The 25,243-nt window shown below is 44.0% G+C and carries 20 protein-coding genes; 9 read left to right on the forward strand and 11 right to left on the reverse strand.

Features of this window, described 5'->3' with window-relative positions:
* Positions 1 to 162 precede the first annotated feature (162 nt).
* The 6 genes from A3KS_RS0111440 (at position 163) to A3KS_RS23915 (ending at position 7,276) form a co-directional block, all read left to right on the forward strand.
* On the forward strand, positions 163 to 834 hold the full coding sequence (locus tag A3KS_RS0111440) for a response regulator transcription factor (protein ID WP_026395037.1): 672 nt from the start codon (positions 163 to 165) through the stop codon (positions 832 to 834).
* 4 nt (positions 835 to 838) lie between these two features.
* Complete coding sequence (locus A3KS_RS0111445) at positions 839 to 2,383, forward strand: sensor histidine kinase (protein ID WP_051355828.1); 1,545 nt, start codon at positions 839 to 841, stop codon at positions 2,381 to 2,383.
* A 163-nt stretch (positions 2,384 to 2,546) separates the two neighbouring features.
* Positions 2,547 to 3,338 carry a polyphosphate polymerase domain-containing protein gene (locus A3KS_RS21010; RefSeq protein WP_051355829.1) on the forward strand — a complete coding sequence of 264 codons (792 nt, stop codon included), beginning with the start codon at positions 2,547 to 2,549 and terminating at the stop codon, positions 3,336 to 3,338.
* Between the two features lie 12 nt (positions 3,339 to 3,350).
* Complete coding sequence (locus A3KS_RS0111455; RefSeq protein ID WP_026395039.1) at positions 3,351 to 4,040, forward strand: DUF4956 domain-containing protein; 690 nt, start codon at positions 3,351 to 3,353, stop codon at positions 4,038 to 4,040.
* Between the two features lie 301 nt (positions 4,041 to 4,341).
* Entirely contained in the window at positions 4,342 to 5,934 is a 1,593-nt protein-coding gene (locus A3KS_RS0111460; RefSeq protein ID WP_026395040.1) for an FMN-binding glutamate synthase family protein, read from the forward strand.
* A 139-nt stretch (positions 5,935 to 6,073) separates the two neighbouring features.
* On the forward strand, positions 6,074 to 7,276 hold the full coding sequence (locus tag A3KS_RS23915) for an SHOCT domain-containing protein (RefSeq protein WP_035356078.1): 1,203 nt from the start codon (positions 6,074 to 6,076) through the stop codon (positions 7,274 to 7,276).
* 164 nt (positions 7,277 to 7,440) lie between these two features.
* Here A3KS_RS23915 and A3KS_RS22625 read toward each other — a convergent pair whose 3' ends face one another.
* The 6 genes from A3KS_RS22625 to mtgA all read right to left on the reverse strand — a co-directional run bounded on the left by A3KS_RS22625 (position 7,441) and on the right by mtgA (position 16,817).
* Entirely contained in the window at positions 7,441 to 10,479 is a 3,039-nt protein-coding gene (locus tag A3KS_RS22625) for a methyl-accepting chemotaxis protein (protein WP_051355830.1), read from the reverse strand.
* 70 nt (positions 10,480 to 10,549) lie between these two features.
* The gene (locus tag A3KS_RS21025; protein ID WP_035356080.1) at positions 10,550 to 12,016 is read right to left on the reverse strand and encodes a glycine betaine uptake BCCT transporter; all 1,467 of its coding nucleotides are present in this window, start codon (positions 12,014 to 12,016) and stop codon (positions 10,550 to 10,552) included.
* 104 nt (positions 12,017 to 12,120) lie between these two features.
* Positions 12,121 to 12,768: a glycine betaine-specific corrinoid protein MtgC gene (gene mtgC / locus A3KS_RS0111480; protein WP_026395041.1), complete on the reverse strand. Its 648-nt coding sequence runs from the start codon at positions 12,766 to 12,768 to the stop codon at positions 12,121 to 12,123.
* 42 nt (positions 12,769 to 12,810) lie between these two features.
* The gene (gene mtgB, locus A3KS_RS0111485; RefSeq protein ID WP_026395042.1) at positions 12,811 to 14,241 is read right to left on the reverse strand and encodes a glycine betaine--corrinoid protein methyltransferase; all 1,431 of its coding nucleotides are present in this window, start codon (positions 14,239 to 14,241) and stop codon (positions 12,811 to 12,813) included.
* Between the two features lie 38 nt (positions 14,242 to 14,279).
* Positions 14,280 to 15,857 (reverse strand): glycine betaine uptake BCCT transporter, encoded by a 1,578-nt coding sequence (locus A3KS_RS0111490; protein ID WP_026395043.1) that lies wholly within the window; start codon positions 15,855 to 15,857, stop codon positions 14,280 to 14,282.
* Positions 15,858 to 15,896: 39 nt separating this feature from the next.
* A complete protein-coding gene (mtgA, locus tag A3KS_RS0111495) occupies positions 15,897 to 16,817 on the reverse strand; it encodes a [methyl-Co(III) glycine betaine-specific corrinoid protein]--tetrahydrofolate methyltransferase MtgA (RefSeq protein ID WP_026395044.1) in 921 nt (306 codons plus the stop codon).
* Positions 16,818 to 17,302: 485 nt separating this feature from the next.
* Between mtgA and A3KS_RS0111500 the strand changes: the two genes are divergently transcribed.
* The gene (locus tag A3KS_RS0111500) at positions 17,303 to 18,724 is read left to right on the forward strand and encodes a sigma-54 interaction domain-containing protein (protein ID WP_026395045.1); all 1,422 of its coding nucleotides are present in this window, start codon (positions 17,303 to 17,305) and stop codon (positions 18,722 to 18,724) included.
* Positions 18,725 to 18,816: 92 nt separating this feature from the next.
* On the opposite strand, the gene A3KS_RS0111505 is transcribed toward A3KS_RS0111500, so the two are convergent.
* From A3KS_RS0111505 to A3KS_RS0111525, 5 genes are all read right to left on the reverse strand, one after another.
* A complete protein-coding gene (locus A3KS_RS0111505; RefSeq protein ID WP_026395046.1) occupies positions 18,817 to 19,074 on the reverse strand; it encodes an RDAC family protein in 258 nt (85 codons plus the stop codon).
* A gap of 94 nt (positions 19,075 to 19,168) precedes the next feature.
* On the reverse strand, positions 19,169 to 20,995 hold the full coding sequence (locus tag A3KS_RS0111510) for a S8 family serine peptidase (RefSeq protein ID WP_026395047.1): 1,827 nt from the start codon (positions 20,993 to 20,995) through the stop codon (positions 19,169 to 19,171).
* A 325-nt stretch (positions 20,996 to 21,320) separates the two neighbouring features.
* Positions 21,321 to 21,944 (reverse strand): DUF47 domain-containing protein, encoded by a 624-nt coding sequence (locus A3KS_RS0111515; RefSeq protein WP_026395048.1) that lies wholly within the window; start codon positions 21,942 to 21,944, stop codon positions 21,321 to 21,323.
* Positions 21,945 to 21,959: 15 nt separating this feature from the next.
* Complete coding sequence (locus tag A3KS_RS0111520; RefSeq protein WP_026395049.1) at positions 21,960 to 23,006, reverse strand: inorganic phosphate transporter; 1,047 nt, start codon at positions 23,004 to 23,006, stop codon at positions 21,960 to 21,962.
* 145 nt (positions 23,007 to 23,151) lie between these two features.
* The gene (locus A3KS_RS0111525) at positions 23,152 to 23,727 is read right to left on the reverse strand and encodes a hypothetical protein (RefSeq protein WP_026395050.1); all 576 of its coding nucleotides are present in this window, start codon (positions 23,725 to 23,727) and stop codon (positions 23,152 to 23,154) included.
* A gap of 226 nt (positions 23,728 to 23,953) precedes the next feature.
* Between A3KS_RS0111525 and A3KS_RS22630 the strand changes: the two genes are divergently transcribed.
* The gene (locus tag A3KS_RS22630) at positions 23,954 to 24,646 is read left to right on the forward strand and encodes a TetR/AcrR family transcriptional regulator (protein ID WP_026395051.1); all 693 of its coding nucleotides are present in this window, start codon (positions 23,954 to 23,956) and stop codon (positions 24,644 to 24,646) included.
* 199 nt (positions 24,647 to 24,845) lie between these two features.
* A partial coding sequence (locus A3KS_RS0111535) for a B12-binding domain-containing protein (protein WP_026395052.1) occupies positions 24,846 to 25,243 on the forward strand: 398 nt, incomplete at its 3' end.

Here is a 25,243-nt window from a genome sequence, read left to right on the forward strand (position 1 = left end):
GTTTATAGTTTACCGCCTTTCCCGATTTTTTTCTGTGATGATGTCACATAGATTCTAATTAATTTTTAAAATTTTTCAGCCATTAATCAGCGCCTGTTCACGTAATAAACACTTAGCAATATTATCCTATTTATATTATAATGAGAAAAAGAGGTGAAGTGGATGTATAAGATATTAATAACTGATGATGAAGAAAAAATCAGAGCACTGATAAAAAAATATGCAATTTTCGAAGGCCATACGGCAGTTGAAGCCTCAAACGGGATGGAAGCTGTAGAGCTGTGTCGTAAAGAAGCTTTCGACATTATTATTATGGATATCATGATGCCCGAGCTGGATGGTTTTTCTGCCGTCAAAGAAATTCGAAAAACCCAAAACATTCCGGTGTTAATGCTCTCGGCTCGGGGTGAAGAATATGACAAGATTCATGGCTTTGAACTGGGCATTGACGATTATGTAGTGAAGCCCTTTTCACCCAAAGAATTGATGATGCGCATTGATGCGATTATGAAGCGGGCCGCCCGGGATCAGCCCCAGGATCATGATATCTTTCAAAAGGATGGTCTGACCGCCGACTTTACGGCCAGAAGAATCCTCATCGATGACGAAAACATTGAGATGTCGCCAAAAGAATTTGACCTGATTTTTTATATGATCCGAAACAAAAATATCGCCTTGACCCGGGAAAAACTGATCACTGAGGTTTGGGGCTATGATTTCTATGGGGATGACCGGACCCTGGATACCCACATCAAATTACTCCGCAAAAGCCTCGGGGAATATGCCGGGCTGATCACTACCCTCCGGGGCGTGGGCTACCGGTTTGAAGGTTAGACCATTGAAAAAAAACAAGCTATCATCTCAGAAAAAAAACAAATCCCAGCAAATCAGCATCAAATGGAAGATATTTCTTTTTCTACTGGGCTTTTGCGGCGTATTGCTGATGCTGCTCTGGTTTTTTCAGGTGATTTTTTTAAACAGTTTTTATAAAGGTATCAAAATCAATGAAATCAAAGCGACGGCCAACACCATTGAAAAGAGCATTAATGAGGAAAGCATTGAGACCATCATTTCCACTGTTTCTGAAAATAACGATATCTGTATCAAGGTTTTATCAAGTTCTGGTGAAACCATTTATTCTTCTCATGTTGTCAAAGGCTGCATCATCCACAGCAAACCAGACTTTGATGAAAAAGCCCTGCCCTCAGCGGTGACCAACAACGACGGCGAACTGTTTCAGTACTATAATCATGATGGTTACACCAGAGAAACAGAACCGGAACTTGTACCTGATTCCAATGACCTTGAAACTGACAACACGCAAGTTCAGGAGAAACCACCTTCAGAGGAAAAAGAGAAAGAAAAGGATACCCTTATTTACTCTAAAACCATCGTCAATGCTAACGATGAGGAACTAACCCTAGTGCTTAACTCAATGATTTCTCCGGTGAATGCCACGGTAAATACCCTGCGGGTCCAACTTTATTATATTACTGCATTTATGATTCTGTTTTCGGTTATCCTGGCCCTGGTCATTGCCAAATGGATCTCCCGACCAATCGAAGCCATTAACAACAGCGCCAAAATGCTGGCCACCGGCGACTATTCCACGCAGTTTAAAGGCACTGGTTATAAAGAAATTGCCGAGCTCTCCGATACCCTTAACTACACTGCCAAAGAGCTTTCCAAAGTTGAATTGCTGCGTCAGGAATTAATTGCCAATATCTCTCATGATTTACGCACCCCGTTAACTTTGATTAGCGGCTATGCTGAAGCGATGCGGGATTTGCCGGATGAAAACAATTCCGAAAATGCCCAGATTATTGTCGATGAAACCAAACGATTAACCACCCTGGTCAATGATGTCATGGACATTTCCAAGCTGCAAACCGGCAATATCAGTATCCATCGCCAGCCCTATGACTTAACCGCCAGCCTGGGCGACTCGATTAACCGGATGAATAAACTGATGGAAATGGATGGCTATCAGATTGATTTTATTGCTGACCGGGATGTTACCCTGGCGGCCGATGAAACCCGGATTTCCCAGGCCTTTTACAACCTGTTGACCAATGCCATCAACTATACCGGAGAGGATAAAAAAATCACCGTCACCCAAACCATTTTCCCAAACCCGGCCGATGACCTGGCCGACTGGGTTAAAATAGCAGTGGCCGATTCCGGTGAAGGGATCGCCGAAGAAGACCTTCCCTATATCTGGGATCGCTATTATAAGGTCGATAAAACCCATAAACGGGCAGTCACCGGCACCGGCCTGGGTCTATCCATCGTCAAATCCATTCTCGATATGCACCACGGTGATTATGGCGTCACCTCACAAATTAATGAAGGCTCGGTTTTCTGGTTTACTTTGAAAATTTAAATACCTTCAAATAAAAGATGCACCCCCGGGTGCATCTTTTATTATTTTCAGAACGTTCACACAAAAAACACAAAGTTAACAAACGCTTAACAAACTGGTCGAGTATACTTTAGAAAAGCAGCGATATAAAACAAAAACACAAAACTTGATGGAGGTACTACCAATGATCACAAAAACTTTTAAACGCTTTGAAAATAAATATCAGTTAAATGAAAGCCAACTCAATCAACTGATGCCGGTGCTGTTGACCCAGATGAAACCTGATGCCTACACATCCAAAAATGACGGTTATTCGATTTACAATATCTATTATGATACCGACAACTACGATATCATCCGCCATTCCCTTTCCAAACCCTATTACAAAGAAAAGCTCCGTTTACGAAGCTATGCCATCCCCACCGCTCCCGATGATCAGGTTTTTCTGGAACTGAAAAAGAAAATCGGCGGTGTTGTCAACAAGCGCCGAGCCACCCTCAGTCTCATTGAAGCATCCCGTTTTATTTCAAAACTGGAATACCCTCAGGAAATCAACACCATGAATCAGCTGGTGCTGGAAGAAATTGAATTCTTCTTAAAGAACCACCCGGTGACCCCTAAAACCTACATTGGCTATGAACGGATCGCCTTTGTCGGAAAAGACGACCCCGAACTCCGGGTTACCTTTGATTACAATCTGAAAAGCCGGCAGCATAGTCTGTCCCTGGACAAAGGTGATTTTGGACATTTCCTGATCCCTGCGGATCAATATTTAATGGAGGTTAAAATTCTGGGGGCGATTCCACTATGGCTGACCCACGCCCTGTCTGAACTGGAAATATACAGCAGCAGTTTTTCAAAATACGGAAAAGCCTATAAAGATTACCGCCAGCAAAGTATCGGCAAACTGATCAGCCTACCGATTTACACCAATACAAATATCAATAACCCATTGACACCCTGTGTTAATAACTAAAGGAGCTTACCAATGATAGAATCACTCTTTTCAACTACCCTCACCGAAACCCTGACCATCCAAACGGCCTTGAGTGTTATATTTGCCTCCCTGATCATGGGTTTGTTTGTCAGTTTCGTCTACACCCGAACCCGGGGTAAAGACGGATATTCCCCCGGGTTCGTGGTCACCCTGATCATGCTGCCAGCGATTATTGCCATCATCATTCTGTTAGTCGGCAACAACGTTGCCCGGGCCTTCAGTCTGGCCGGCGCATTCAGCCTGATCCGCTTCAGAAGTGCGCCTGGGGATCCCATTGACATCTCCTATGTGTTCTTTACCCTGGCGGTGGGTCTCGCCTGCGGCATGGGCTACATCTTCTACGGTGCCGTCTTTGCGGTTATTCTCTGTACCGTGATGGTGCTCCTGAACGTCACTAAATACGGCCAACCCAAGATTAAAAACATGGAGCTAAAAATCACCATTCCGGAAGATACTGATTTCCAGAGCTGTTTTGATGATATTTTAAAACAATATACCATCAGTCACAAAATTCAGCGGGTTAAAACCAGCGACTTTGGTGCCCTTTTCGAAATCATCTATTGTATCCGCCTGAAAAACGATGTGAATCAAAAGGAATTCATCGATAAATTACGATGCCGAAACGGAAATTTAAGCATCGTCCTCAATACTGAAATTATTAATGAAAAAGTCTATATTTAGATAACACCCAAACCGACTTACAACAAAGCCGAGCTATCGATGTGAACGTTACACCACATTGCAGCTCGGTTTCGTTTATCTTTCACACGCTCCAATAAAATCGGTAAATTACTTCAATTGTTTGCGTTATCATTCGTAATAATGTTAGATCTATTGACTTTATTCCTGTTTGATTTATAATGGTAAAGTAAGTTTTTTTATCAGTTCACAAGGATATGCTTGTTTTCAATGGCGAAAATAAGCGCTGACGTATGCTTGCTGGGTGATAATCATCAAAACTAATTTTCAAGGGGGAAAATTAATGAATCTTCAAAGACCAAATGGCAACGATGCCACAGAAACCTTCAACCGTTCCAAAAGTATTGTACCCTGCTCAGGACTCTGTTCACGCTGTGTGGATGGATGTCGGGGCAATTGCGAAGTTTTCAAGGCCACTTTCAGAGGCCGGGAACTGATTTATCCAGGTCCCTTCGGTGATGTAACCGCCGGTGGTGATAAAGATTATCCCGTCGATTATTCGCATTTGAATATTCAGGGCTATGCCCTGGGTGCCAAAGGTTTACCTAACGGCGAAGTAGGAACTCCTGACAATGCCCGGTTTCCAAATGTCAGCACTGAATGTGCCTACGGTTGGGATAGCAAAGTAGCCATGAATGTTCCGATTTTTACTGGCGCTTTGGGTTCCACCGAAATCGCCCGAAAAAACTGGGATCATTTCGCTGTTGGTGCCGCTATTTCCGGCGTTACGATTGTTTGTGGCGAAAATGTCTGTGGGATTGATCCACGTCTGGTTTTGGATAAAAACAACATGGTTATTGAAGCGCCTGATATGGACCGCCGTATTGAAGCCTATAAAAAATATCATACCGGTAAAGGTGAAATCCTGATTCAGATGAATGTTGAAGATACCCGCCTAGGCGTTGCCGAATATATCATCAATAAGCACAATATTGAAACCATTGAATTGAAATGGGGTCAGGGCGCCAAATGTATCGGCGGCGAAATCAAGGTTAACACAATCGAACGCGCGATGGAACTGCAGCGACGTGGTTACATTGTCACCCCCGATCCGATGGATCCCGTTATTCAGGCAGCCTTTAATGACGGCGCCATCAAAGAATTTGAACGACACAGCCGTCTAGGCTTTATCAGTGAAGAAGGCTTTATGGCTGAAGTTGAGCGCTTAAGAGCCTTAGGTTATAAACGGATCACCTTAAAAACCGGGGCCTATGGTTTAAGAGAACTGGCGATGGCCATGAAATGGTGTTCAAAAGCTAAAATCGACCTGTTAACCATTGATGGCGCCCCCGGCGGAACCGGGATGAGTCCTTGGCGAATGATGGAAGAATGGGGTATGCCTTCAATTTACCTGCATTCAGCCGCCGTTGAATTTGCTCAAATCCTGGAAGCCCAGGGCGAACGCGTTCCTGATCTGGCTTTTGCCGGCGGATTCAGCAGTGAAGACGGTGTTTTTAAAGCCTTGGCGCTTGGAGCCCCTTACGTTAAAGCCGTTTGTATGGGCCGGGCCCTGATGATTCCTGGGATGGTTGGTAAAAATATCGATCAATGGATGAAAGCCAACAACCTGCCCAAAACAGTCAGCGAATTCGGCTCTACGCCTGAAGAAATTTTTGTCTGCTACGAAGCGGTCAAAGATATCGTCGGTGCTAAAGAAATTAAAAATATTCCTTTGGGCGCCATCGGGATCTACAGCTACTCTGACAAAATCCGCGTTGGCTTACAGCAGTTAATGGCCGGTGCCCGATGCTTCAACACGGACAGCATCACCCGCAACGAACTGATGTCCTTAACGGAAGAATGTGCCAAAGTTACCAGAATTCCTTACCTGATGGAATGTGGTCGTGAAGAAGCCCTTTCTATTTTAAAAGGCTAACTATCATTAACTAAATAATTACTTCATCAGCCTTCTGAATTTATCTTAAAGAAAAGTTCAGAAGGCTGTTTTAATTTGCTATTTTCCTCATCCTTATGTAAAATGACAGTAACATATTCAACGAAAAAGGAGACCAATCATGGGATTAAAAGATCTATTTAAAGATGTTACCGATCTGGCCAAGGAAAGTATTGATTCCATTCAAACAGAAATAGCCTTAAAAAAAGAAGAACAGGAACGGTTGCGAGCAGAAATGAACCAGCGCATCAAAACTTATACCGATACCCTGGTGGAGCAGCTTCTTAATCCCACTGAGGCCCCTGCCAGCCGCCTGATCAACGCCGGGGATGACGAGGTTATCGGGTTTACAAAAAATTTCTGTGCGAAACTCTTGTTGCCTGCCAACAGCCCGACGGCGACCAAAATCGACATGCACCCCTATGAAGAAAAGGTCTTAAAAAATATTTTAAAAACCTTTCCGACCTACACTATGCAAGAAAAGTTCTTGTTTCAATTCAAAGATTCCAAAGGTCAAATCCTGCTGCTGACCACCAGTAACCTTTATTTTAAAATTCAGTTTCCCGAGAACCTGTCATTTTTTGCAGTCGACGCGATTCCCAGTGAAAAGCTTTTTTCCATCGCCATCAATAAGGAAGCTGATCACTGTACCCTCCTTGTTAACGGCATCCCACTGATCACCACCCCAGTCGAAGAGGTCAAAACCATCGACATCGTCACCTTAACTGAGTATCTCTGGCGGCTGAGCAATAATGATTTTGTTATCACTGCTGACCAGGTCGATGCCTTCATTGCTACCAAGCTGGATCCCACCACCTTGGAGATTGTCAAAAGCTTTCTGGAGCCTGATGAAAAACTGGTCTACTTCGCCTGGGGACTGGGTAGTCTGGTCTCTAAAAAATTCATCACTTGTACCAGCAATAAAATCGTCCTCTACGACCGGGATTTGAGCACTAAAAAGAGTTTCCCCTACGATCAGATTTTGTCCATGTCGACCCAAGCCAGTACGGTTTCATTTCTGGACTTGTCCCTGACCCTGGGGATGAACCCCAATGATCTGGAGATAAAAACAGTGGATACCATCGAAACCATCAGCATCCTCTATGCCCGAGAAGCCGAGCAGGTTATCGAGACTTATAATGCCCACAAACCGGAAGGAGCTTCCTCGACAGCTTCGAATCCGGCCCCCTCACAGCCACCCACCGAGCCGGCCCCGGAGGATCCCATTGCGATGATCGAAAAATTGGCTGGTTTGAAAGAAAAGGGCATCATCAGTGAAGAAGAATTCAACCAGAAAAAGCAGGATTTACTGGCTAAATTATAAGAGCAACGCCAATTTATTTTTATACCGCCTAAAAAAACTGCGACCAGCACTTAAAGTGCCGGTCGCAGTTTTTAATCTATTAAATTATTTCTGATAAAATCGTTGGGCAGCAATTCCAAACAACTGTTTAAGCTTTAGTTTTTGTCATTACTAACTTCAGCTATTTAATACTTATCCATGTCCATCTCATCCAGAATGATCTGGGGTCGGATTGATTCCGCTTTGATGCTATCATTCATACTAACGGTGTTTTCTTTTTTGCGCTGGGATTGATCCTTTAGTTTAAAGGCCCCAACCATTGCCTTCAGCATTTCGGCCTGGCCGGTTAATTCTTCACTGGCGGCCGCACTTTCTTCGGCTGTCGCTGAATTGGTCTGGACCACTTGAGAAACCTGTTCAATCCCCTGAGTGATCTGGGCAATTTCTGAAGCCTGATCAGTGGACGCCCGGGCAATATTGCCCACCAGACTGGTTACCTTCTCAATTTCATTTAATATTTCTTTCAGGCTTTCCGCCGTTTCGTCGGCAATCTTTGTTCCAACCTCAACGCGTCCCATCGAACCTTCAATCAGTCCGGTGGTTTCCTTGGCGGCTTCGGCACTTCGAGCTGCCAGGGTTCTGACTTCTTCGGCAACTACAGCAAACCCTTTGCCATGTTGCCCAGCCCGAGCCGCTTCCACCGCCGCATTGAGGGCCAAAATATTGGTCTGGAAGGCAATATCATCGATGACCTTGATGATTTTTGAAATATTATGGGATGATTCATCAATATCACCCATGGCCGAAATCATTTTTGCCATCTGGCCATTGCCCACTTCGGCATTTTTCCGGACTCTGACTGTCAGTTCGTTGGCATCATTGGCCCGGCTGGCATTCTGTTTGGTTTCACCGGCCACTTCTTCAATGGAGGCAGTGAGTTCCTGAATTGAGCTGGCCTGTTCAGTGGTTCCCTGAGCCAGCGCCTGACCACCATCAGAAATCTGTCTGGCCCCAATCTCCACCTGGGCGGCGGCCACATCAATATCTGACATGGTGGTACTCAAACTGGCACTGATACCATTAAGGGCTTCCTTAATAATCAGGAAATCTCCGGAATAGGTGGAGGTGATCTCCTGATCCAGATTTCCCCGACTCATTTCTTCCAGGGTAATGGCAATCTCGTCGACATAACGTTTCAGATTCGCGATGGTCTGATTCATCGCTTCTTTAATGATGGCATGGTCGCCCTGATAATCGCCATCCATTTGAGTATTGAGATTTCCCGCCGCCAATTCTTTGAGCGTTTCGGAGGCCTCATTAATAGGATGAATCACGGCATCCAGGGTCTGGTTAAAACCGGCAATAACTTTTTCGTACTCACCGGAGAACTTTGTCTGGTCCCCTCTGAAACTCAGATCCCCCTTAACGGCAGTGACGGTCATTTTTTGGGTTTCTGCCACCAGCAATACAATATTTTCCATCATTCCGATCAGGCTGGGTATCAGGGTGTCATTATCACTTCGTTTACCGATGGCTTTCAGTTGCTGTAAATCACTGAGTTCACCTGCCTCAATATGGTTGGCAATCTTAACAATTCGAACCAGCTGATCGTGAACGGCATTGATTCCATTTCCGATTTCACCATAAATTCCCAGATATTGATTCTCAATTTTTTGACTGAGGTCATTCTGGCTCATTAATCCCAAGATCCGGTTGCCTTCCTGTAGCGCCCCCAGCCCCTCAATACAGGCATTGATACTTTGTTTCAGCTTATCAAAATCGCCTTGGTAAGACTTGTTAATCTTTTCAGGAATTTCGCCCTGACCAATTCGGTTTACATATTCAGCGGCAATGTTTAATGGTCCAACCACCGCATCCAGGGTGGCATTCACCCCTTCAACAATATCCCGAAAGCCTCCGGCAAATGCTTCGACATTGCCTCTGGTTTCCAGTTTTCCCGCCACGGCCGCCTGGGACAATCGGGTTGCTTCAACGATCAGCTCGCGAATCGTTTTAATGGTTTGTTTCAGGGCTGGGGTGATTTCATCCAGATCGTCTTTTTCTTCCAGATCGGCAGATACATCTCCCGCCGAGATCTGATTCATGGTGCCGATTACCACATTCTGAAGATCATCGGCAAACTCATCCATGGTCATCGCCATTTCACCAATTTCATCCTCTGATTCCAGATTCAGACGAATTCCCAGATGCCCTTTGCCCATTTCTTTGATCATATGGTTAACACTGGCAATTGGTTTAGTAATGGAAGCCGAAAGCTTGTATAAAATCAATCCCAGGGCCAAAAAGACGAATAATCCCGCCAGCGCAATCAGCAGAATATTTTTTGTGATTGCCGCTTGCACACTACTCATCGAGTAACCAATATTCAAAGCCCCTTGAAGTTCCCCATTGATGACAACTGGATAAACCACATTATAGACGTTGGCATTTGCCACTTCATCAAATAATTCTTGAGCTACCATTTCGCCATCAAGAGCGACTTTTTTTATGGTCTCATCGTCCTGATAGCTTTTGTCAATATTGTCCTTGTTGCTGTCGGCCACGCCAACCAGATCTTTGTCAATAAAACTGGCCGAGACAATGTTTTCATCGGATACCAATTCATCAATCAGAGCCTGATAGCCGAATTTTTCCGTCAATTCCAGGACCCGATCCGCTGATACCCCGGCCTGAACAAATTCGCCGGTGTTGCTGCGGATATAACCGTATTTAAACAATTTACCAGTTTCGCTGTCGGCCCGGATTTCTTCCATCAGTTCCGGGGCCCCACTGATCATAAACTCATTGATCGGATGATCTGCTGGTACTGTCCAGCCCAGATATTCACCGTAGGCGGCGTTGGTAATGGTGCCGGCCGGATTATAGAGGTAAATGGGATTTATCCCGGTTTGTTCAGATAACTGTGTTAAATACTCATTACTAACCCGATCGCGATTGGCAAAAATAATATTTCCGACACTACGAATCTGTGTTTCCAGCATTTCATTCATCGTTTTAACGGCTTCGGTATTATCTTCGATCCGATTGACGAAGCGCTGGGACGATGAAAAACCATTTTCCCGCATCTCCGCCAGCAAACTGTCCCGTGTCAGATACGAAGATATTGCCCCGATCATTAAGACCCCCACCAGCACGCAGATGAGTGGTACAAACAAAAGTTTTACCTTAATCGACTTTCTTTTCTGCTTACTTCTTTCTTCCATTTCCAATTACCTTCTTCCCCTTTTATTTGAATATCTCATCCGATCCCATGATCGGTTTTTGGGACAAAATCTAATTGCTTTTCTCGCTGGCAAATGCCTTGTAGATTGCCACACACATCATGATAATGATGATTAAAAATGGCAAGGCCATGATAATCGAGGTATTTCTCATCGCCACCAATCCGCCACTAAAAAGCAGCACAATCGCCATCAATGACAGCACTACACCCCAGATTATTTTTATTTTATTATCCGGATTCAGATCGCCATTTCTGGAAAACATGCCGATGACAAAGGTTGCTGAATCGGCTGAGGTGACAAAAAATGTGATGATCAAAATGGTTGCCATAAGTGAAATTATTTTCCCCAGTGGCAAGTAGGACAGGGTCGCAAATAATCCCACGGTTACGTCATTGGTAACCTGAGCGACGATATCAACACCTTCAAAGATTTCGAAATATAACGCCGTTCCGCCAAAAATAGTAAACCAGATGCAGCAGAAGATAGCTGGCAGGATGACTACCCCCAGAATAAATTCTTTGACCGTCCGACCTTTTGATATTCTGGCAATAAAAGTACCGACAAATGGTCCCCAGGATAACCACCAGGCCCAATAGAAAATAGTCCAGGTTCCAATCCAGGGATCTTTGTCAAAGGGTGATAAGGCCAGGCTCATGGGTAGAATGTTCTGGATATAACCACTGAGACTCACAAAAAAGGTATCAATAATGAAGACGGTTGGTCCAAATAAAAAGACAAACAGCAAAAGCAACACGGCAATAATGATATTAGTGTTGCTGAGAATTTTTATTCCTTTGTCCAGTCCAGTTGTTGCTGAGATTAAAAATAAAACGGTGATTACAACAATAATAATAACCTGGGTACTGATATTATTGGGGATATTGAACAAGGTATTCAGCCCCCCGTTTACCTGTAAGGCGCCCATCCCCAGGGACGTAGCCACCCCGATAACCGTTAAAATCAGTGCCAGAATATCGATTACATGACCAATTGGCCCTCTGGTTTTCTCTCCCAGCAGTGGATAGAGGGTTGAACTGATCAGACAGGGCATTTTTTTCCGAAAGGTGACATAGGCCAGCGCTAATCCCACAATGGCATAGATCGCCCAGGGATGAAACCCCCAATGTAAAAAGGCATACCGAAAAGACATCATGGCTGACTGGGTTGATAAGGGTTCGATTCCCATTGGCGGCTGAGCATAATGAAAAACGGGTTCGGCAACGCCCCAGAAAACGAGCCCGATCCCCATCCNGGCACTGAACAACATCGCAAACCAGGAAAAATTAGAATATTCCGGTCGATCATCGTCATTGCCTAAGCGAATTTTCCCAAACCTGCCAAAGGCCAGATAGAGCGAAAAGATTAGAACGCCCAAAACGGTTACCAGATAAAACCATCCCAGATCATTCGTGATAAATGCAAACATCTGACTGGTAATCCCCAGCAGTTGCTCGGGAAATAAAAAACCAAAAATCAGAAACAGTAGAATCAGACTAATTGATATGTAGAATACCATCTTATTCACTTCCTTTTATTACAGAAAGGCGCCAAAATTTTATGAAAATTTTGGCACCTGTGCTGTGATGTTAATTTATTGTATCATAGATTGTCAGATCTTTGTTACCCCAGTAATTGTTTACACAATTCTACCGCTTCATCGGCTGTTTCAGCCCAGCCATCAGCGCCGATATCCTCGCCCCATTTGGCACTGGTTGGTCCACCACCAATGATAATCTTATATTTATCCCGGAGATTATTATCATCCAGATACTCAACCAATACTTTCTGAGATTTCATGGTTGTCGTCAGCAATGCGCTGGCAGCAATGATTTTTGCGCCGACTTCATCCGCTTTAGCAACAAATTCTTCAGCTTTTTGATCAATTCCGATATCATAGACTTTAAAACCGGCGGAAGTTAACAGTGCGCCGACAATATTTTTACCGATATCATGAATATCGCCTTCAACGGTTCCCAGAACGATCTTGCCCTTATCCTCATAAGCGCCTTCACCTTCCCCAGCTGCCAGCACTTCTTCCAGCACGTCCATCCCTGCTTTCATGGCATCGGCGGCCATCATAACATCTGGTAAAAAGGCTTCACCACTGGTCCATGCTGCACCAACTTCTTCAATCCCTTTAATAAAGCCAAGCTGTACTGCCTGGACCGGATCAATTTTTTCGGCTACGACTCTTTCGGCCAGCTCAATCGCTAAATCTTCATCACCATCCACAATTGCATCTTTAATTTCTTCAAATATTGGGTTCATAATTTTCTCCTTTTTTTCTAATATTATTTTTGCTGATTTTTACTATTTCATTAATTCTTTTGAACGTTTTTCAATAAAGGCTTCAATTTTTTCTTTGACGGCCGGATCCAGTTCTGGTGGGGTGTAGTTGGCCAGTACTTCCTGCCATTTCAGTTTTGCCCGCTGATTGGTATCCAGCGAATCTTTAGACCATCCGTCAAAGGATTGACGGTCACTGAGGGCCGGTCGGTAGAATTCGGTTTTGAAGTTTTTACGGGTATGTTTCTGAGTCAGGAAGTGACCACCCGGTCCGACAGTTTCAATAACATCATAGGCCATTTTTTCATCACTCTCAGTATCAAATCCTTTGAGATAACGCAATACCATCCCGGCGATTTCATCATCGACCATAAATTTTTCATAGGACATCGCCATGTAATACTGCAAAATCCCAGCGGTATGGAGGACAAAATTAACGCCGGTGGTGCTGGCAGCAAAGAGTACCATCATCGATTCATAACCGGCCTGGGCATCAACAGTTTTGGCATCGGTTAAGCCACCGCCGCCGCGACAAGGCACACCATAGAACCGTGAAAACTGCGCACTGGCTGAAGTAAACAGGGCATTTTCAGGATTCCCGATCGATAACGACCCGGTTGACATATCAGTTACGGCTGAGGTTGAGCCATAAACCACCGGTGTTCCCGGGTTAATGCATTGAGTCAGGGTGATTCCTGCCAGTACTTCCGCATTCTGCAGCGACAAGGCTCCAGCCATCGTTGCCGGTCCGGTTGAGCCAGCCATTACCAATGAGGCAATGACCATTGGTTGACCAGCTTCGGCATAGGCCATCAAGCCCCCCAGCATCCGGTCATCATATTTAAGCGGAGTCACCGAGTTGATTAAACAAATCAGCGCTGGTTTTTCTTTGATCACATCCAAGCCACCGTGAAGCAGTGCTGTCAGTTCGATGGCATCCCTGGCGAACTCATAACCAGAAGAACTGCCCATAAAACATTTGTCTGAATTAATAATATGACTATACGCCATTTTCAGATGACGGATGTCATCTGAAACATCAGTCGGTTCGACGACAGTACCGCCAGTCATATGAATATTTTTACTGGCTCCGGCCAATTTGACAAAGTTGTCATAGTCAGCCATCGTGGCATCCCGTTTACCACCGTCGGCATCGTAAACAAAGGGGGCGCCATAGCCTGGCATATAAATAACATTTTCTCCGCCGCAAACCAGATTGTGTTCGGGATTACGGGCATGGAGAGTAAATTGGGCCGGTGCTTTTTCGACCATGTTTTCGACAAAATCGGGATCTAAAAAGACCCGATGTCCTTCGACCCGTTGACCATGTTTTTTAAATACTTCAATGGCCGGGTCATAGGAGAACTCAACCCCTATTTCCTGGAGAATTTTCAAGCTGTTTTTGTGAATCTTATTAATTTGTTCATCCGTCAAAATATCAAACTTTGGTAACATATTCAAATACCTCTTTTTCTATAATTTTGTACTTATTTTTATTCCTGAATATCCGCAACCGGTTCCTGACCGCTGCCAATATCATTAAGACCTGTTTTGTTCAGCAATAGCTGGGTTTCAGCATAATCTGCTTTCAGCGCTTTGAAAATACTGACGCACATGACCAGCATAACCAGCATATAGGGGAAAGCTGCTACGATTGAAGCGGTCTGCAAGGCTTTTAAGGCCGATGTTCCGCCAACAAGAATCAATACGATAGTGATTAGACCCTGAGCAATTCCCCAGCCGCCTCTCAGTTTTTTGTCCGGATCCATATCGCCGCCAGAAGTCAACATCGCCAGAACGTAGGTTGCTGAATTGGCTGCCCCGACAAAACAGACGACAATCAGGAAGATCGCCAATATCGATGTGATTCCGTATGCTGGAAGCTGTTGGAGTAATGCATAAAGTCCCGTTGTATAATCAGCCCCGACGGCTGCTTCAATGGCTCCGCCAGAAATGGCATTCAGGTTAAATGCTGCTCCGCCATAAATGGCAATCCAGATTAATGAAAAACCGGAAGGTAACAGTGAAACGGCGATGATGAATTCACGGATGGTTCGGCCTTTTGATACACGAGCCACAAATTGGCCAACAAATGGTGCCCAGGCAATCCACCATGCCCAATAAAATACCGTCCAGCCATTGACCCACTCAATATTTCCCATCCAGAAGGTTTGTCCAATCAGGTTTTGTAAATAGGTACCCAATGAATTGGTAAAATTATTCAAAATAAAAACACTTCCACCGAAAACAAAAATGAATACCATAAAGGCGATTGATAACCAGATTTTAATATCTGCCGCCATCTGCATCGCTTTATGCAAACCCGAAACGGTTGCCAGCGTAAAGATGACCGTAATAATTGCTATGATAATCGACGTGGTCATTGGGGTCGCTTCAATCCCCCAGATATACTCCAGTCCGGTGGCGATCTGGGTGGATCCCAAACCAAGACTGGTTGCTACTCCAAAAATGGTGGCAAAAACAGCCAGGATATCAATGGTTTTCCCAATTGGTCCCTTTACCTTATCGCCAATTAATGGATAAAATGCCGAGCTGATCAAAAATGGCATGCCTTTTCTGAACTGGAAGTATGCCAGACCTAAACCACCGATGGCAAAGATCACCCATGGGTGCAGTCCCCAGTGGAAGAAGACGATCCGCATGGCCAGCTCCTGAGCTGCCTGTGTTCCACCTTCGCCCATTGGCGGTGTCAAATAGTGCATAATTGGTTCGGAGACTGACCAGAAAACCAGACCGATTCCCATCCCGCCTCCAAATAACATGGAAAACCATTGGAAATTTGAAAACTCCGGTTTATCATCATCTTTTCCTAATCTGATTTTTCCAAACGGGCTGACTACTAAACCGATTGCAAAAACAATAAAAATTCCAACTGCAACTAAATACAGCCAACCAAAATTCGTCGTAATCAGGGCAAACAACTGATTAAAAACAGCGTTTGTTCCTTCAGTAAAAATCAAGCTCAATAAAACAAATACTAATGCAATCCCCGCTGAAACATAGAGTACTGTGTTATCCTTGCTTTTGTTTACTGTTTTTTTTTCGTCCATCACACTTAATCCTCCTTCTAATTTTTGTTTTAGAATTTTTTAGAATATTTTCATCAGTGGTGTTTCGAGGGTGCCAAGTTTTGTGCCGGTGATCTTATTGCAATATGACATCATCGCATCGGTAGTGGCTGCAGCCTGATAGACCCAGGCGGCGTTGGCCATCGGTCCGTATAAAATAAAATCGGCACCGTGGGTTAAGGGGAAGGTAAATACTGAGGCTCCGGCCGCTTCAAAATAGGGGCTGCCTTTGGAACGCATTTTTTTCCATAAATAAAGGGCATTGGATGAGGCGCATCCACCAGGTAAGCCATGCTGTTCTTTAATATCGCGGATCGCCATCGCGGTCCAACTACTGCTGGCGACATCCAGAACCCCGGGATCAATCAAAAATTGTTCAACACCAGCTCTTTTTGCCTTGGTCAATAGTCCTTCGTTTTTTTCATCACCAACCAGAAGTTTCACCCGTTTGGCCGGTTGCAGATGCTTTTTACTGAAGGCCAGAATAACAGCCGTTTTTACGCCACATGCTTTCATCACTTCCAGTTCGTGCTCAGTGCAGCTTTCTTCCAATGAGTTATAAATGATGCGACTCATTGCTTCCGGGTCATTGGCGAAATGCTTCAAGGTCTCAATTCTCACCTCGGGGCTGGGACTGTCAAGCAGGATTGGCGAGGTGGTATTCTTTAAAACAAACTCGACATGCTTGGTTAGAGCAACCTCGGTGTCACCCAGTACATCCACAATTCTGGGATTACCGGTTTCAGCTGATAGTTCAGCTTCTCGGTCCAATAAATCTTTGGCCGCGTCCTGATCAAACAAACCTTTTTCAGAATCCTGAGTTATCTTGTGTCCCCGATAAAAAATACTGCCGATTAAAACGGTGGGAAATTCCCCCGGCTGTCCACCAATTTTGGTCCCATTGATGTCATAAACAAATTGATCTGCTGTAAATCTAAACATTTTCTTCTCCTTCGTGTACTTATAATTAATTATTGCGAAATTCACAACTAACACTTTATTGTCCTATTCCCCGCTTTTCGGGGGCACTATCTCATGGACGTCTGTTTTTCTTTCTCGTAGCCAAAACGATTACACTTTGTTTTTCTCCTTTCGATCATATTTACGAGATGTCATGTTAATTCTTGATAACATGTATCGCAATAATCGTGCCAACGTGCTTACAACATGATATACTCAGTTTATAGCCCTTTCATGAGATTCGTAACACTAATATCCTTTCCAAATGTGAGAAAACAGCTTTTTTATTTTTCACTTTTGGAAATATTCCTTTTTTTCCTCTTGTGCCCCGGGCTATTTTGATTTATTATCAGTTCTATTAATGAAAACGATTTAGCTTTTCTTAATAACTTGTAATTCATATCAAAATGCCATGCAATAAAAATGACTAAGCGACACAACACACTAATATGTGAAAAGGGAAAATAATGATAACAAATGAATTTAACCACAGTCAGGAATATTTAGACTATTTAAAAACTCTTTCCAGTGAATTTTTTCTGGATATTCTGGAAAACAGCTTTATTGAGGTCACCGTGACCGATAAAGATGGTAACGTCCTTTATGCCAATCCGGCCTGTCTGGAATACCATGGAATTTCGGCCGAAAAAATGTGGAAGCTTAATTTTCTAACCTCCTTCCAGGGTTTTTGGACCCCGCCCTCCACTGCTACAGCCATGGAAAAAAAACGTACCATCATCTCGCGGCAACGCTCACTGATTACGGATGAAGAACATATTACTATTACCACCCCCCTCTATAATCCCGATCATGAACTGGTCATGCTGGTTTATAATACCTTGAAACGGGAATCTTTTGTGGAGTTTGACTTGGATTATCTGAATCCGGAAAAAGAAACAAGTGATGATGATCTTAAAGATAAAAAAGGTTCCCGGGAAGAACACACCAAGGCCAGTAATAACATTGTCGGACGCAGTTACATTCTTTATCAGACCCTGCACAAGCTGAAAAAAGCGGCCAAATCCGATATCCCCATTCTTTTGTTAGGCGAAAGCGGGGTTGGTAAGAGTCTGATTGCCAAGTTTATTCATGATTGCAGTCCCCGCAAAGCCAATCCCTTCGTTTCGATTAACTGCGCCTCGATCCCCGATAATCTCATTGAAAGCGAGCTCTTCGGCTATGTCCCCTATGCCTTTACCGGTGCCAGTCCCAAGGGAAAAAAGGGGCTGGTGGAAATGGCCGATAATGGGACCCTGTTTTTAGATGAAATCGGCGAATTGCTTCCCAATATCCAGGTCAAACTGCTGGATTTTCTGGAAAACCAACGCTTCACCTCGGTGGGCGGACTGGAATCAAAAACGGTCAATACCCGGATCATTACCGCCACCAATAAAAATTTGGCCGAACTGGTGGCCAAAAACACCTTCCGCGAAGACCTGTACTGGCGAATTAACGGCATCACCCAAACCATTCCCTCACTCCGGGAACGCCGGGATGATATTTTCCCCATCGCCCAGTATTATTTGAAAGAGTATAATAAAAAATACAGCCAGAACAAAGTTTTTTCCAATCCAGTGATTGAATCCCTGATCCAATATGACTGGCCGGGGAATGTCAGGCAGCTAAAAAATGCGGTGGAACAGATGGCCGTGATGAGTCTTGGCAGTGTCATTGGCATTGATAAATTACCCGAACAACTGGGCGCTTTTTTCGCCAATGAAGGAATCAAAAAAAGACAGGTCATTTTTGATGACCTGGTCGAAAATTATAAACGGGGAATTATTGAAGATTATTATGAAATTTACGACAATATCAATGATATGGCCGAATCGCTGGGGTTAAGTCAGACCACCGCATATCGGCTGGTCAATAAATACATCAAAAAATAACAACACCATAAACAGGGGGCTGCAAAGCTCCTTTTTTATGGTGTCTTATTTGGATGGGCCACCCCATTAAATTATGATAAAAAACCTTCCATTTAAAATATCAGGGAACGATCTTTTGACCAAAAAGATTTTTTATCCCAACTGAACTCAACATCGGCATGAATCTCGGAAAAATAAGCTTTGATTAAATCGTTCAAGTCATCCAGATTTTCAAAATGATTGGCTTTGTCCATGGATTCAATCCACATACTCTGTCCGCCGCAGGCATCACTTAAATGCACCTTATAGGCCAGATCCCGTTCTTCAATGCGTCGGTTCACTTCACTGATATTGTCCCAGGTAATAATCATCTCCAGATACTCCTTTCCTTAATGATCTCTTATTAGGTCATTTACCCCAATAAGTTGATTATATTCAAAGAATTTTACGCCATTATTATTTTTTTTAAATAATAAATGGCCGATTGGTTGATCCCGGTGCGGCCGCCCCTTTGGGCACAACGCGAATTTCAATGGCTTCGAGTCTCAGTGATTTACCCTGAGTCCCTGAACTGCCGCGATTTTGGGCCCAGTCCAGCCAACCATAATTCTGACTGTGAACCCGGTAATAGACGTCATAGTTGGTTGCTGCGGCTCCGGTCAGGCGAATTTGAATCGCTTCCAATCGTAACGATTGGCCATAGGTGCCACTGGTTTGGCCATTGCTCTTAAAGCCCTGCCAGCCAATATTCTGAACATGGGTCTGGTACTCAACCCCAAGATCTGTGCCAAGATTGTTCATCTTGATTTCGATCCCTTCCAACCGTAGCGATTGGCCTGAGGTACCGCTGCTCTGGCCATCATATTTCCAAATCTGCCAACCGACGTTCTGGACATGGGTACGATAGGTTGTCCCGATCGTTTCACTGGAATTGATCGAAGCCACAGCTTGATTCAGCTGAATCAGGCCACTACCATAATAAGCATCGCTGCCGGCTGTGCCCAGATCCAGAGCGGTGCTTTTGAGAATTGTCTCAACTGCTCCAGCATCCAAGCTGGCATCCGCAGCCATCAACACTGCGCAAGCTCCGGCAACAATCGGACTGGAGAAAGAGGTTCCGCTGGCATACTCGTATCCACCGCTTTTGGCAGTGGTTAAAACAGATTGGCCTGGAGCAGATAAATCGACCCGGTCATTATATTGGGAAAAGGACGAACGGGTATTATCCTTATTAATCGCGCCGACCGAAATAACATGGTCGTAGGAGGCTGGATAGGAATATTGCCCCACCCGAGCATTCCAGGACTCCCCTTCATTACCAGAGGATGCCACCACGACTTTCCCGGCGCTGACCGCCTCATTGACCGCCACGGCCAATGAAGAAAAGGTTCCGTATCCACCAAAACTCATGTTGATGACTTTTACCTCTGGCCGTTCCGCGGCTTTAAGAATAGCTGCACAAATATATGCCACATCCAACTGGGTATCCCCACTATACATACCTCCCGTACGATAGGGCGCAATTTTTATGTTGGCCAACCCGGCAATTCCGGCCGTACCAACCCCATTATTGGTGACCGCGGCGATGCATCCGCTAACAGCGGTTCCATGGCCGGCCAGATCCACAACGTTGGTCTTGCCAGTGACAAAATCATAACCGGCCACCGTGTTGCCAACGAAATCGGGATGATTGACATTTAAACCGGTATCAATAACGGCCACCACCACCGGGTCAGCATTGGACACCTGATCCCAGGTCTGATCGGCACCAATCCGCTGAAACTGCCAGGCCGAGCCGTTGACAACATAGGGATCATTGGGAAGGGCCGTCACTTCAATTTTTGCATTATTATCCACCGCCAGGACATTGGGGTTTTGTGCCAGATCAGCCATCAACGCTTCCACATTTGTTTCCACACTGACTTCAATGAGATCAACCCGATTCGACACCTGCTCGCCCGAAACCACCTCGTCGGTTGTCAGAGCCAGGTTTTTGACATTATCTTCACCGCTATCGGCATAAACAACCACAATCTGCTGATCTGTGTTTTGGTTGATGTTAACTTCCGGCACCTGTTCCAGGGTTTCAATCTCAGCCGGTGTTTGATCCCCCTGCTCAGACCCTTCGTTTGGCGGCGTACCCATTTTATCGGGTGTTACTGTCTCCATCGTTTGCTCATCCGAATTAACTTGATCTTCTGCCAGACTCCCCGCTGGAAACAGCAAGAAGAAAACCATCATTATTGCCAACCAACGTGTTATTTGTTTGATTCTTCTTGTTTTCTTATTCATGATGTCCTCCCTTCACCTGCTGGTGGTCTCATCTTTGCAACACTATTCTTCATTGTGTAATCCTTTACTTTTATTATATCTATGCTATTTGGACTACTATAACATAGTTCTTTTAAATTTCACCATCATTTCAGACAATGCTTAAAATTTTTAATCGATAACATACCTTCAATCCAAAAACAGTCCGATCCGGTATCGCACTGTTTTTTTATTGGTTATTATAAACTTTATCTCGATTAGTTGTGGGGGATCTATCTGAGTAAAGGATACAGCTACCTGATAACTAGTTATTCAATCTTAACGTCTGCTTAAGAACCTTTTTACATTAGGACAGCCTCACGATAATTCGGTGAAGAACATCCACGGTTTCTTCCAGATTTGTTGATGCATCTTTAATATGATGATAGACTTCGCGTTTCTTGATAGCGGTCATTGGATCGACCCCGGCAAATACAAAAACCATCCCATCCATGTAGAGTTTTTCGATTTCCCGGTGGGTCGCCCTCATTTTAACCACAGCTTCTTCAGATTTGCCATGATTCTTTTTCAGATCACTCACTGCCTCAGCAAAAATTTCCACCCCTCTTTTTAAGTGTTCAACCATACTGATAATGGTATCGTTGGCTTTCACATCAAAGGTTTTCATGGAAGTCAGGGTTGATTCAGCATATTTCAAGACCCGGTTCATCCCCACCGATATGGAGTAAATATCACCGCGATCAAAGGGGGTGACAAATGCTTCGGTCAAATTTCTTTCCATCTCCATCCGAATGGTGTCTGCTTCTTTAACACACTGTAATAATGCCTGGCTATCTTTGTCATCGCCACTGTTCAACCAATTGTACAAAGCTTCTACTCCAGAAGCGTTGCTTTGTGCCTGCATAAACAGCATTTGATGAAAATGATATTTAATCGGAAAAATCCGGTCAATAATATTTCTTTTTTCCATTATTTTATTCTCCCTCTAAACAACCTTAAAAATAATTGCCGTTATGGTATAAATCAAAGCGGAAACCACCGCCGATAACGGAATGGTAATACACCAGGCGACCAGAATTTCTTTAACAATTCCCCAATGCACCATTTTATATTCATCGCCTGCGCCAACGCCCATAATCCCACCGACAACCACATGGGTGGTGGACACCGGTGCGCCCACCAGGGTTGCCCCCAGAATTGAAGTCACTGAAGACAACTGCGAATTTAAACTATGCAGCGGTTTAATGTCAAAGATTCCGCGCCCTAAGGTCTTCATAATGCTCCAGCCCCCCAGCAAAGTGCCCATAAACATCACCAGACCACCACTTCCCCGCACCCAAAGCGGTGCCGCTTCAATGGCGGTGCCACTCCAGGCCGCCAATGCCAGGGTAAAGATCCCGATTATTTTTTGAGTATCATTGGAGCCATGACTGTACGAAAGACCGGCAACAATAATCCACTGTAACTGATTAATACGGCGGTTAATCGAAATCCGGGCATTCCTTAATAATAATTTTGATAGCTTTTCCAGCAAAAATGCGATCACGAATCCAATTACGGGTGACAAAAACAGGGCGGCAATGACTTTAACAATCCCGGTCACTTCATGATTTTCGCCGATCAATTGGGACCACCCCCAAACAATGTTGTCAACCCCGGAGGAAACAATCACCGCCCCGATAATACCACCGATTAACGCATGGGTGGAACTGGACGGTAAGCCTAATTTCCAGGTAATTAAATTCCAGAGTGTCGCCCCAAATATCGCCGCAAAAATAATCGTTAATAACGCGGTATCAGTAGGTAAATTAATTAATTCTGAGATGGCGTCGGCCACCAGATTGCCACCGAGCACTGCTCCCACCAATCCAAAAACCGATGCCATTGCAATGGCCTGCTTGGGACTGGCCGCTCCACAATTGATAAAGGTAGCCACCACTGAACTTGCGTCATGAAGCCCATTGGTCAAGGCAAAAACAAGCCCAATTAGAATGACTGAAACTAAGATGATTGTTGCACTGACCGTTATCATTTTTCAGCTCCTAAATTAAAATTTGTATCTCATCGTTATTTTCCCTACTATATCAGCACATTAGCAAAGATGCAACCGGAACTGTGATTTCCCAAAAAAAATTATCTCAACTGGCCGCCGGCAAATTGAGATAATTTGATCTTGATTAATCAAAAAACATTATATTATTTGTGGTTCCATCAGGTAAAAAGACTGCCTGAAGCATGGTGCCATCCTGATTGATCCATACTCTTATATAGCTTACCTTATCATTTTCAAAAGGAATTACCTGGGTGGCGCTCGTTTCGGTTCCCTCGCCGCCCAAAATATTTTTTACTTCATCATATGTGGCTCCCTCAGGAATACTTTCGGCCTGTTCCTTAGTCACTGCTTTCGTTGTTAAAAAAGCCAGCTCCTCAGTCGTCGAATAAAACAAGGTTTTACTTGTAACCAATCTATTTTCGTCATACAGAACACTCACCCCAAAACTGGTATCCTCATTGACATACGTAAAGCTGTTCTCCATTTGGCTACTTTCGGTTGCGGTTACTCCCAATTCCGCATCTACCTGTTCTTTGGTCTGATCGAATTGCACCTTGTCATAAAACTCATAAACGGTATCCCTAGAAACATTAGACTGACCAGCAGTGCTACCACTATTGGTATTACTGCCGCAGCCGACCAGAACGGTCATCAGTATCATGGTTATTATCATCACTAGACACAATTTAAACTTATTCATTCCACAGCCCTCAACTTTCTTAATTTCAAGTATTTAATCAACTCCTGAATCTGCTGACTTTTAGCTTTATTTTACTACCCCATTAACGATATCTCAATCATTTTCTTTTCTTCTTATCAACACAACGGTTCCAGGCATTTTATCAGCAAATAAATTAGACGTGGACGACTTTTCATTATTTGTGCTATCATATCATTATAATGAAAGAGAATGAGGATACCCAATCATGAATACCAGAGATAAGATTTATAATACTGCCAAACGACTCTACCTGGAAAATGGTTACGCCAACACCCCAAACACCATGATCGCCAAGGAAGCTGGTGTTAATCTGGGTTTAGTCACCTATTACTTTAAAACCAAAGACCTCATTGCCAGTGATATGCTCAACAATAATTATGAAACTCTCTACTCCCATCTATTAGAATATTTACCTACTGATGATGAGCTGTTACAATTGATAACTTTTTTTAAATTACATTTTAAATTAACCGGAATCGATCCCCACTATGACCGCTTTATTTACGAAATGAACAAATTTGATTTACTGGAAAAAGCTACCCGGGATGGTAACCTCTACACGCTGTATCAAATCCTGGTCCATCAAAACGATCAAATCGATCCAGCTGAAAAAGATCTTCTCTGTGATTGTGCCGTAACTGCCTCTTTTGGCGTGATCCGGGCCCTCACCATAAAACAGTACGAAAAAGAAATTGATCTGACTAAAGAAGAACTTTTTAATCTGTGCATCAATCAGATGCTTTATTCATTGAAAATTGATTATCATCATCTGCTCCTGAAATCACTGGTCAGCTCTGCCAACTGCACCATTGATCGATTGCTTAAAGAGTATCCTCAATTAAAAGAAGTTAAAAACTATCTCTATGTTGAAGATTCCACTATTGTTCACGAACAATAGTGGAATCTTTTTTATTTTAGTTTTTATGTTGTTTTAATCGTTTTCTCAAGCCTTGTTTTAATCTTATTTAATTATTTTACGAATTTTATTGACTTTTTGATGTTGATCATATATATTAAAATTGCTTACAAGCAATAACTATAAACAGGCCTGAAATCAAAGTATCAACAAACAAACTTATTAAACAGGAGGAAAAAAGATGTCAAAAATTGAAGAAGTCAAAGCAAAGGTTGAAGCCGGAAAGTCGAAACTGGTCCCCGGACTGGTTCAGGAGGCCCTGGACGAAGGCAGCGCCCCAGGCGAAATTCTCCAGGCGATGGTCGATTCCATGGGCGTGGTTGGGGAAAAATTCTCCTCCGGCGACATTTTCGTCCCAGAAATGCTGATTGCTGCTAAAGCCATGTCAAAAGGCGTGGAAGTNTTAAAACCGCTGATGGCCGGCGACGGTTCNGCCTCACTGGGCACCTGTGTNATCGGTACGGTGGCCGGCGATCTTCATGACATCGGTAAAAATCTGGTTTCGATGATGATCGAAAGTGCCGGTTTTGATATGGTTGACCTCGGTGTGGATGTTCCGGCCGATACCTTTGTTCAGGC

Origin of the sequence: Acetobacterium malicum subsp. dehalogenans DSM 11527, assembly GCF_000472665.1 — a bacterium.
Classification (GTDB): domain Bacteria; phylum Bacillota; class Clostridia; order Eubacteriales; family Eubacteriaceae; genus Acetobacterium; species Acetobacterium malicum.

Bases quoted from the DNA above. Each gene is read 5' to 3' on its own strand.
- A3KS_RS0111440 (WP_026395037.1), top strand. From the start codon at position 163: ATGTATAAGATATTAATAACTGATGATGAAGAAAAAATCAGAGCACTG.
- A3KS_RS21010 (WP_051355829.1), top strand. From the start codon at position 2,547: ATGATCACAAAAACTTTTAAACGCTTTGAAAATAAATATCAGTTAAAT.
- A3KS_RS0111455 (WP_026395039.1), top strand. From the start codon at position 3,351: ATGATAGAATCACTCTTTTCAACTACCCTCACCGAAACCCTGACCATC.
- A3KS_RS0111460 (WP_026395040.1), top strand. From the start codon at position 4,342: ATGAATCTTCAAAGACCAAATGGCAACGATGCCACAGAAACCTTCAAC.
- A3KS_RS23915 (WP_035356078.1), top strand. From the start codon at position 6,074: ATGGGATTAAAAGATCTATTTAAAGATGTTACCGATCTGGCCAAGGAA.
- A3KS_RS22625 (WP_051355830.1), bottom strand. From the start codon at position 10,479: ATGGAAGAAAGAAGTAAGCAGAAAAGAAAGTCGATTAAGGTAAAACTT.
- mtgC (WP_026395041.1), bottom strand. From the start codon at position 12,768: ATGAACCCAATATTTGAAGAAATTAAAGATGCAATTGTGGATGGTGAT.
- mtgB (WP_026395042.1), bottom strand. From the start codon at position 14,241: ATGTTACCAAAGTTTGATATTTTGACGGATGAACAAATTAATAAGATT.
- A3KS_RS0111490 (WP_026395043.1), bottom strand. From the start codon at position 15,857: ATGGACGAAAAAAAAACAGTAAACAAAAGCAAGGATAACACAGTACTC.
- mtgA (WP_026395044.1), bottom strand. From the start codon at position 16,817: ATGTTTAGATTTACAGCAGATCAATTTGTTTATGACATCAATGGGACC.
- A3KS_RS0111500 (WP_026395045.1), top strand. From the start codon at position 17,303: ATGATAACAAATGAATTTAACCACAGTCAGGAATATTTAGACTATTTA.
- A3KS_RS0111505 (WP_026395046.1), bottom strand. From the start codon at position 19,074: ATGATTATTACCTGGGACAATATCAGTGAAGTGAACCGACGCATTGAA.
- A3KS_RS0111510 (WP_026395047.1), bottom strand. From the start codon at position 20,995: ATGAATAAGAAAACAAGAAGAATCAAACAAATAACACGTTGGTTGGCA.
- A3KS_RS0111515 (WP_026395048.1), bottom strand. From the start codon at position 21,944: ATGGAAAAAAGAAATATTATTGACCGGATTTTTCCGATTAAATATCAT.
- A3KS_RS0111520 (WP_026395049.1), bottom strand. From the start codon at position 23,006: ATGATAACGGTCAGTGCAACAATCATCTTAGTTTCAGTCATTCTAATT.
- A3KS_RS0111525 (WP_026395050.1), bottom strand. From the start codon at position 23,727: ATGAATAAGTTTAAATTGTGTCTAGTGATGATAATAACCATGATACTG.
- A3KS_RS22630 (WP_026395051.1), top strand. From the start codon at position 23,954: ATGAATACCAGAGATAAGATTTATAATACTGCCAAACGACTCTACCTG.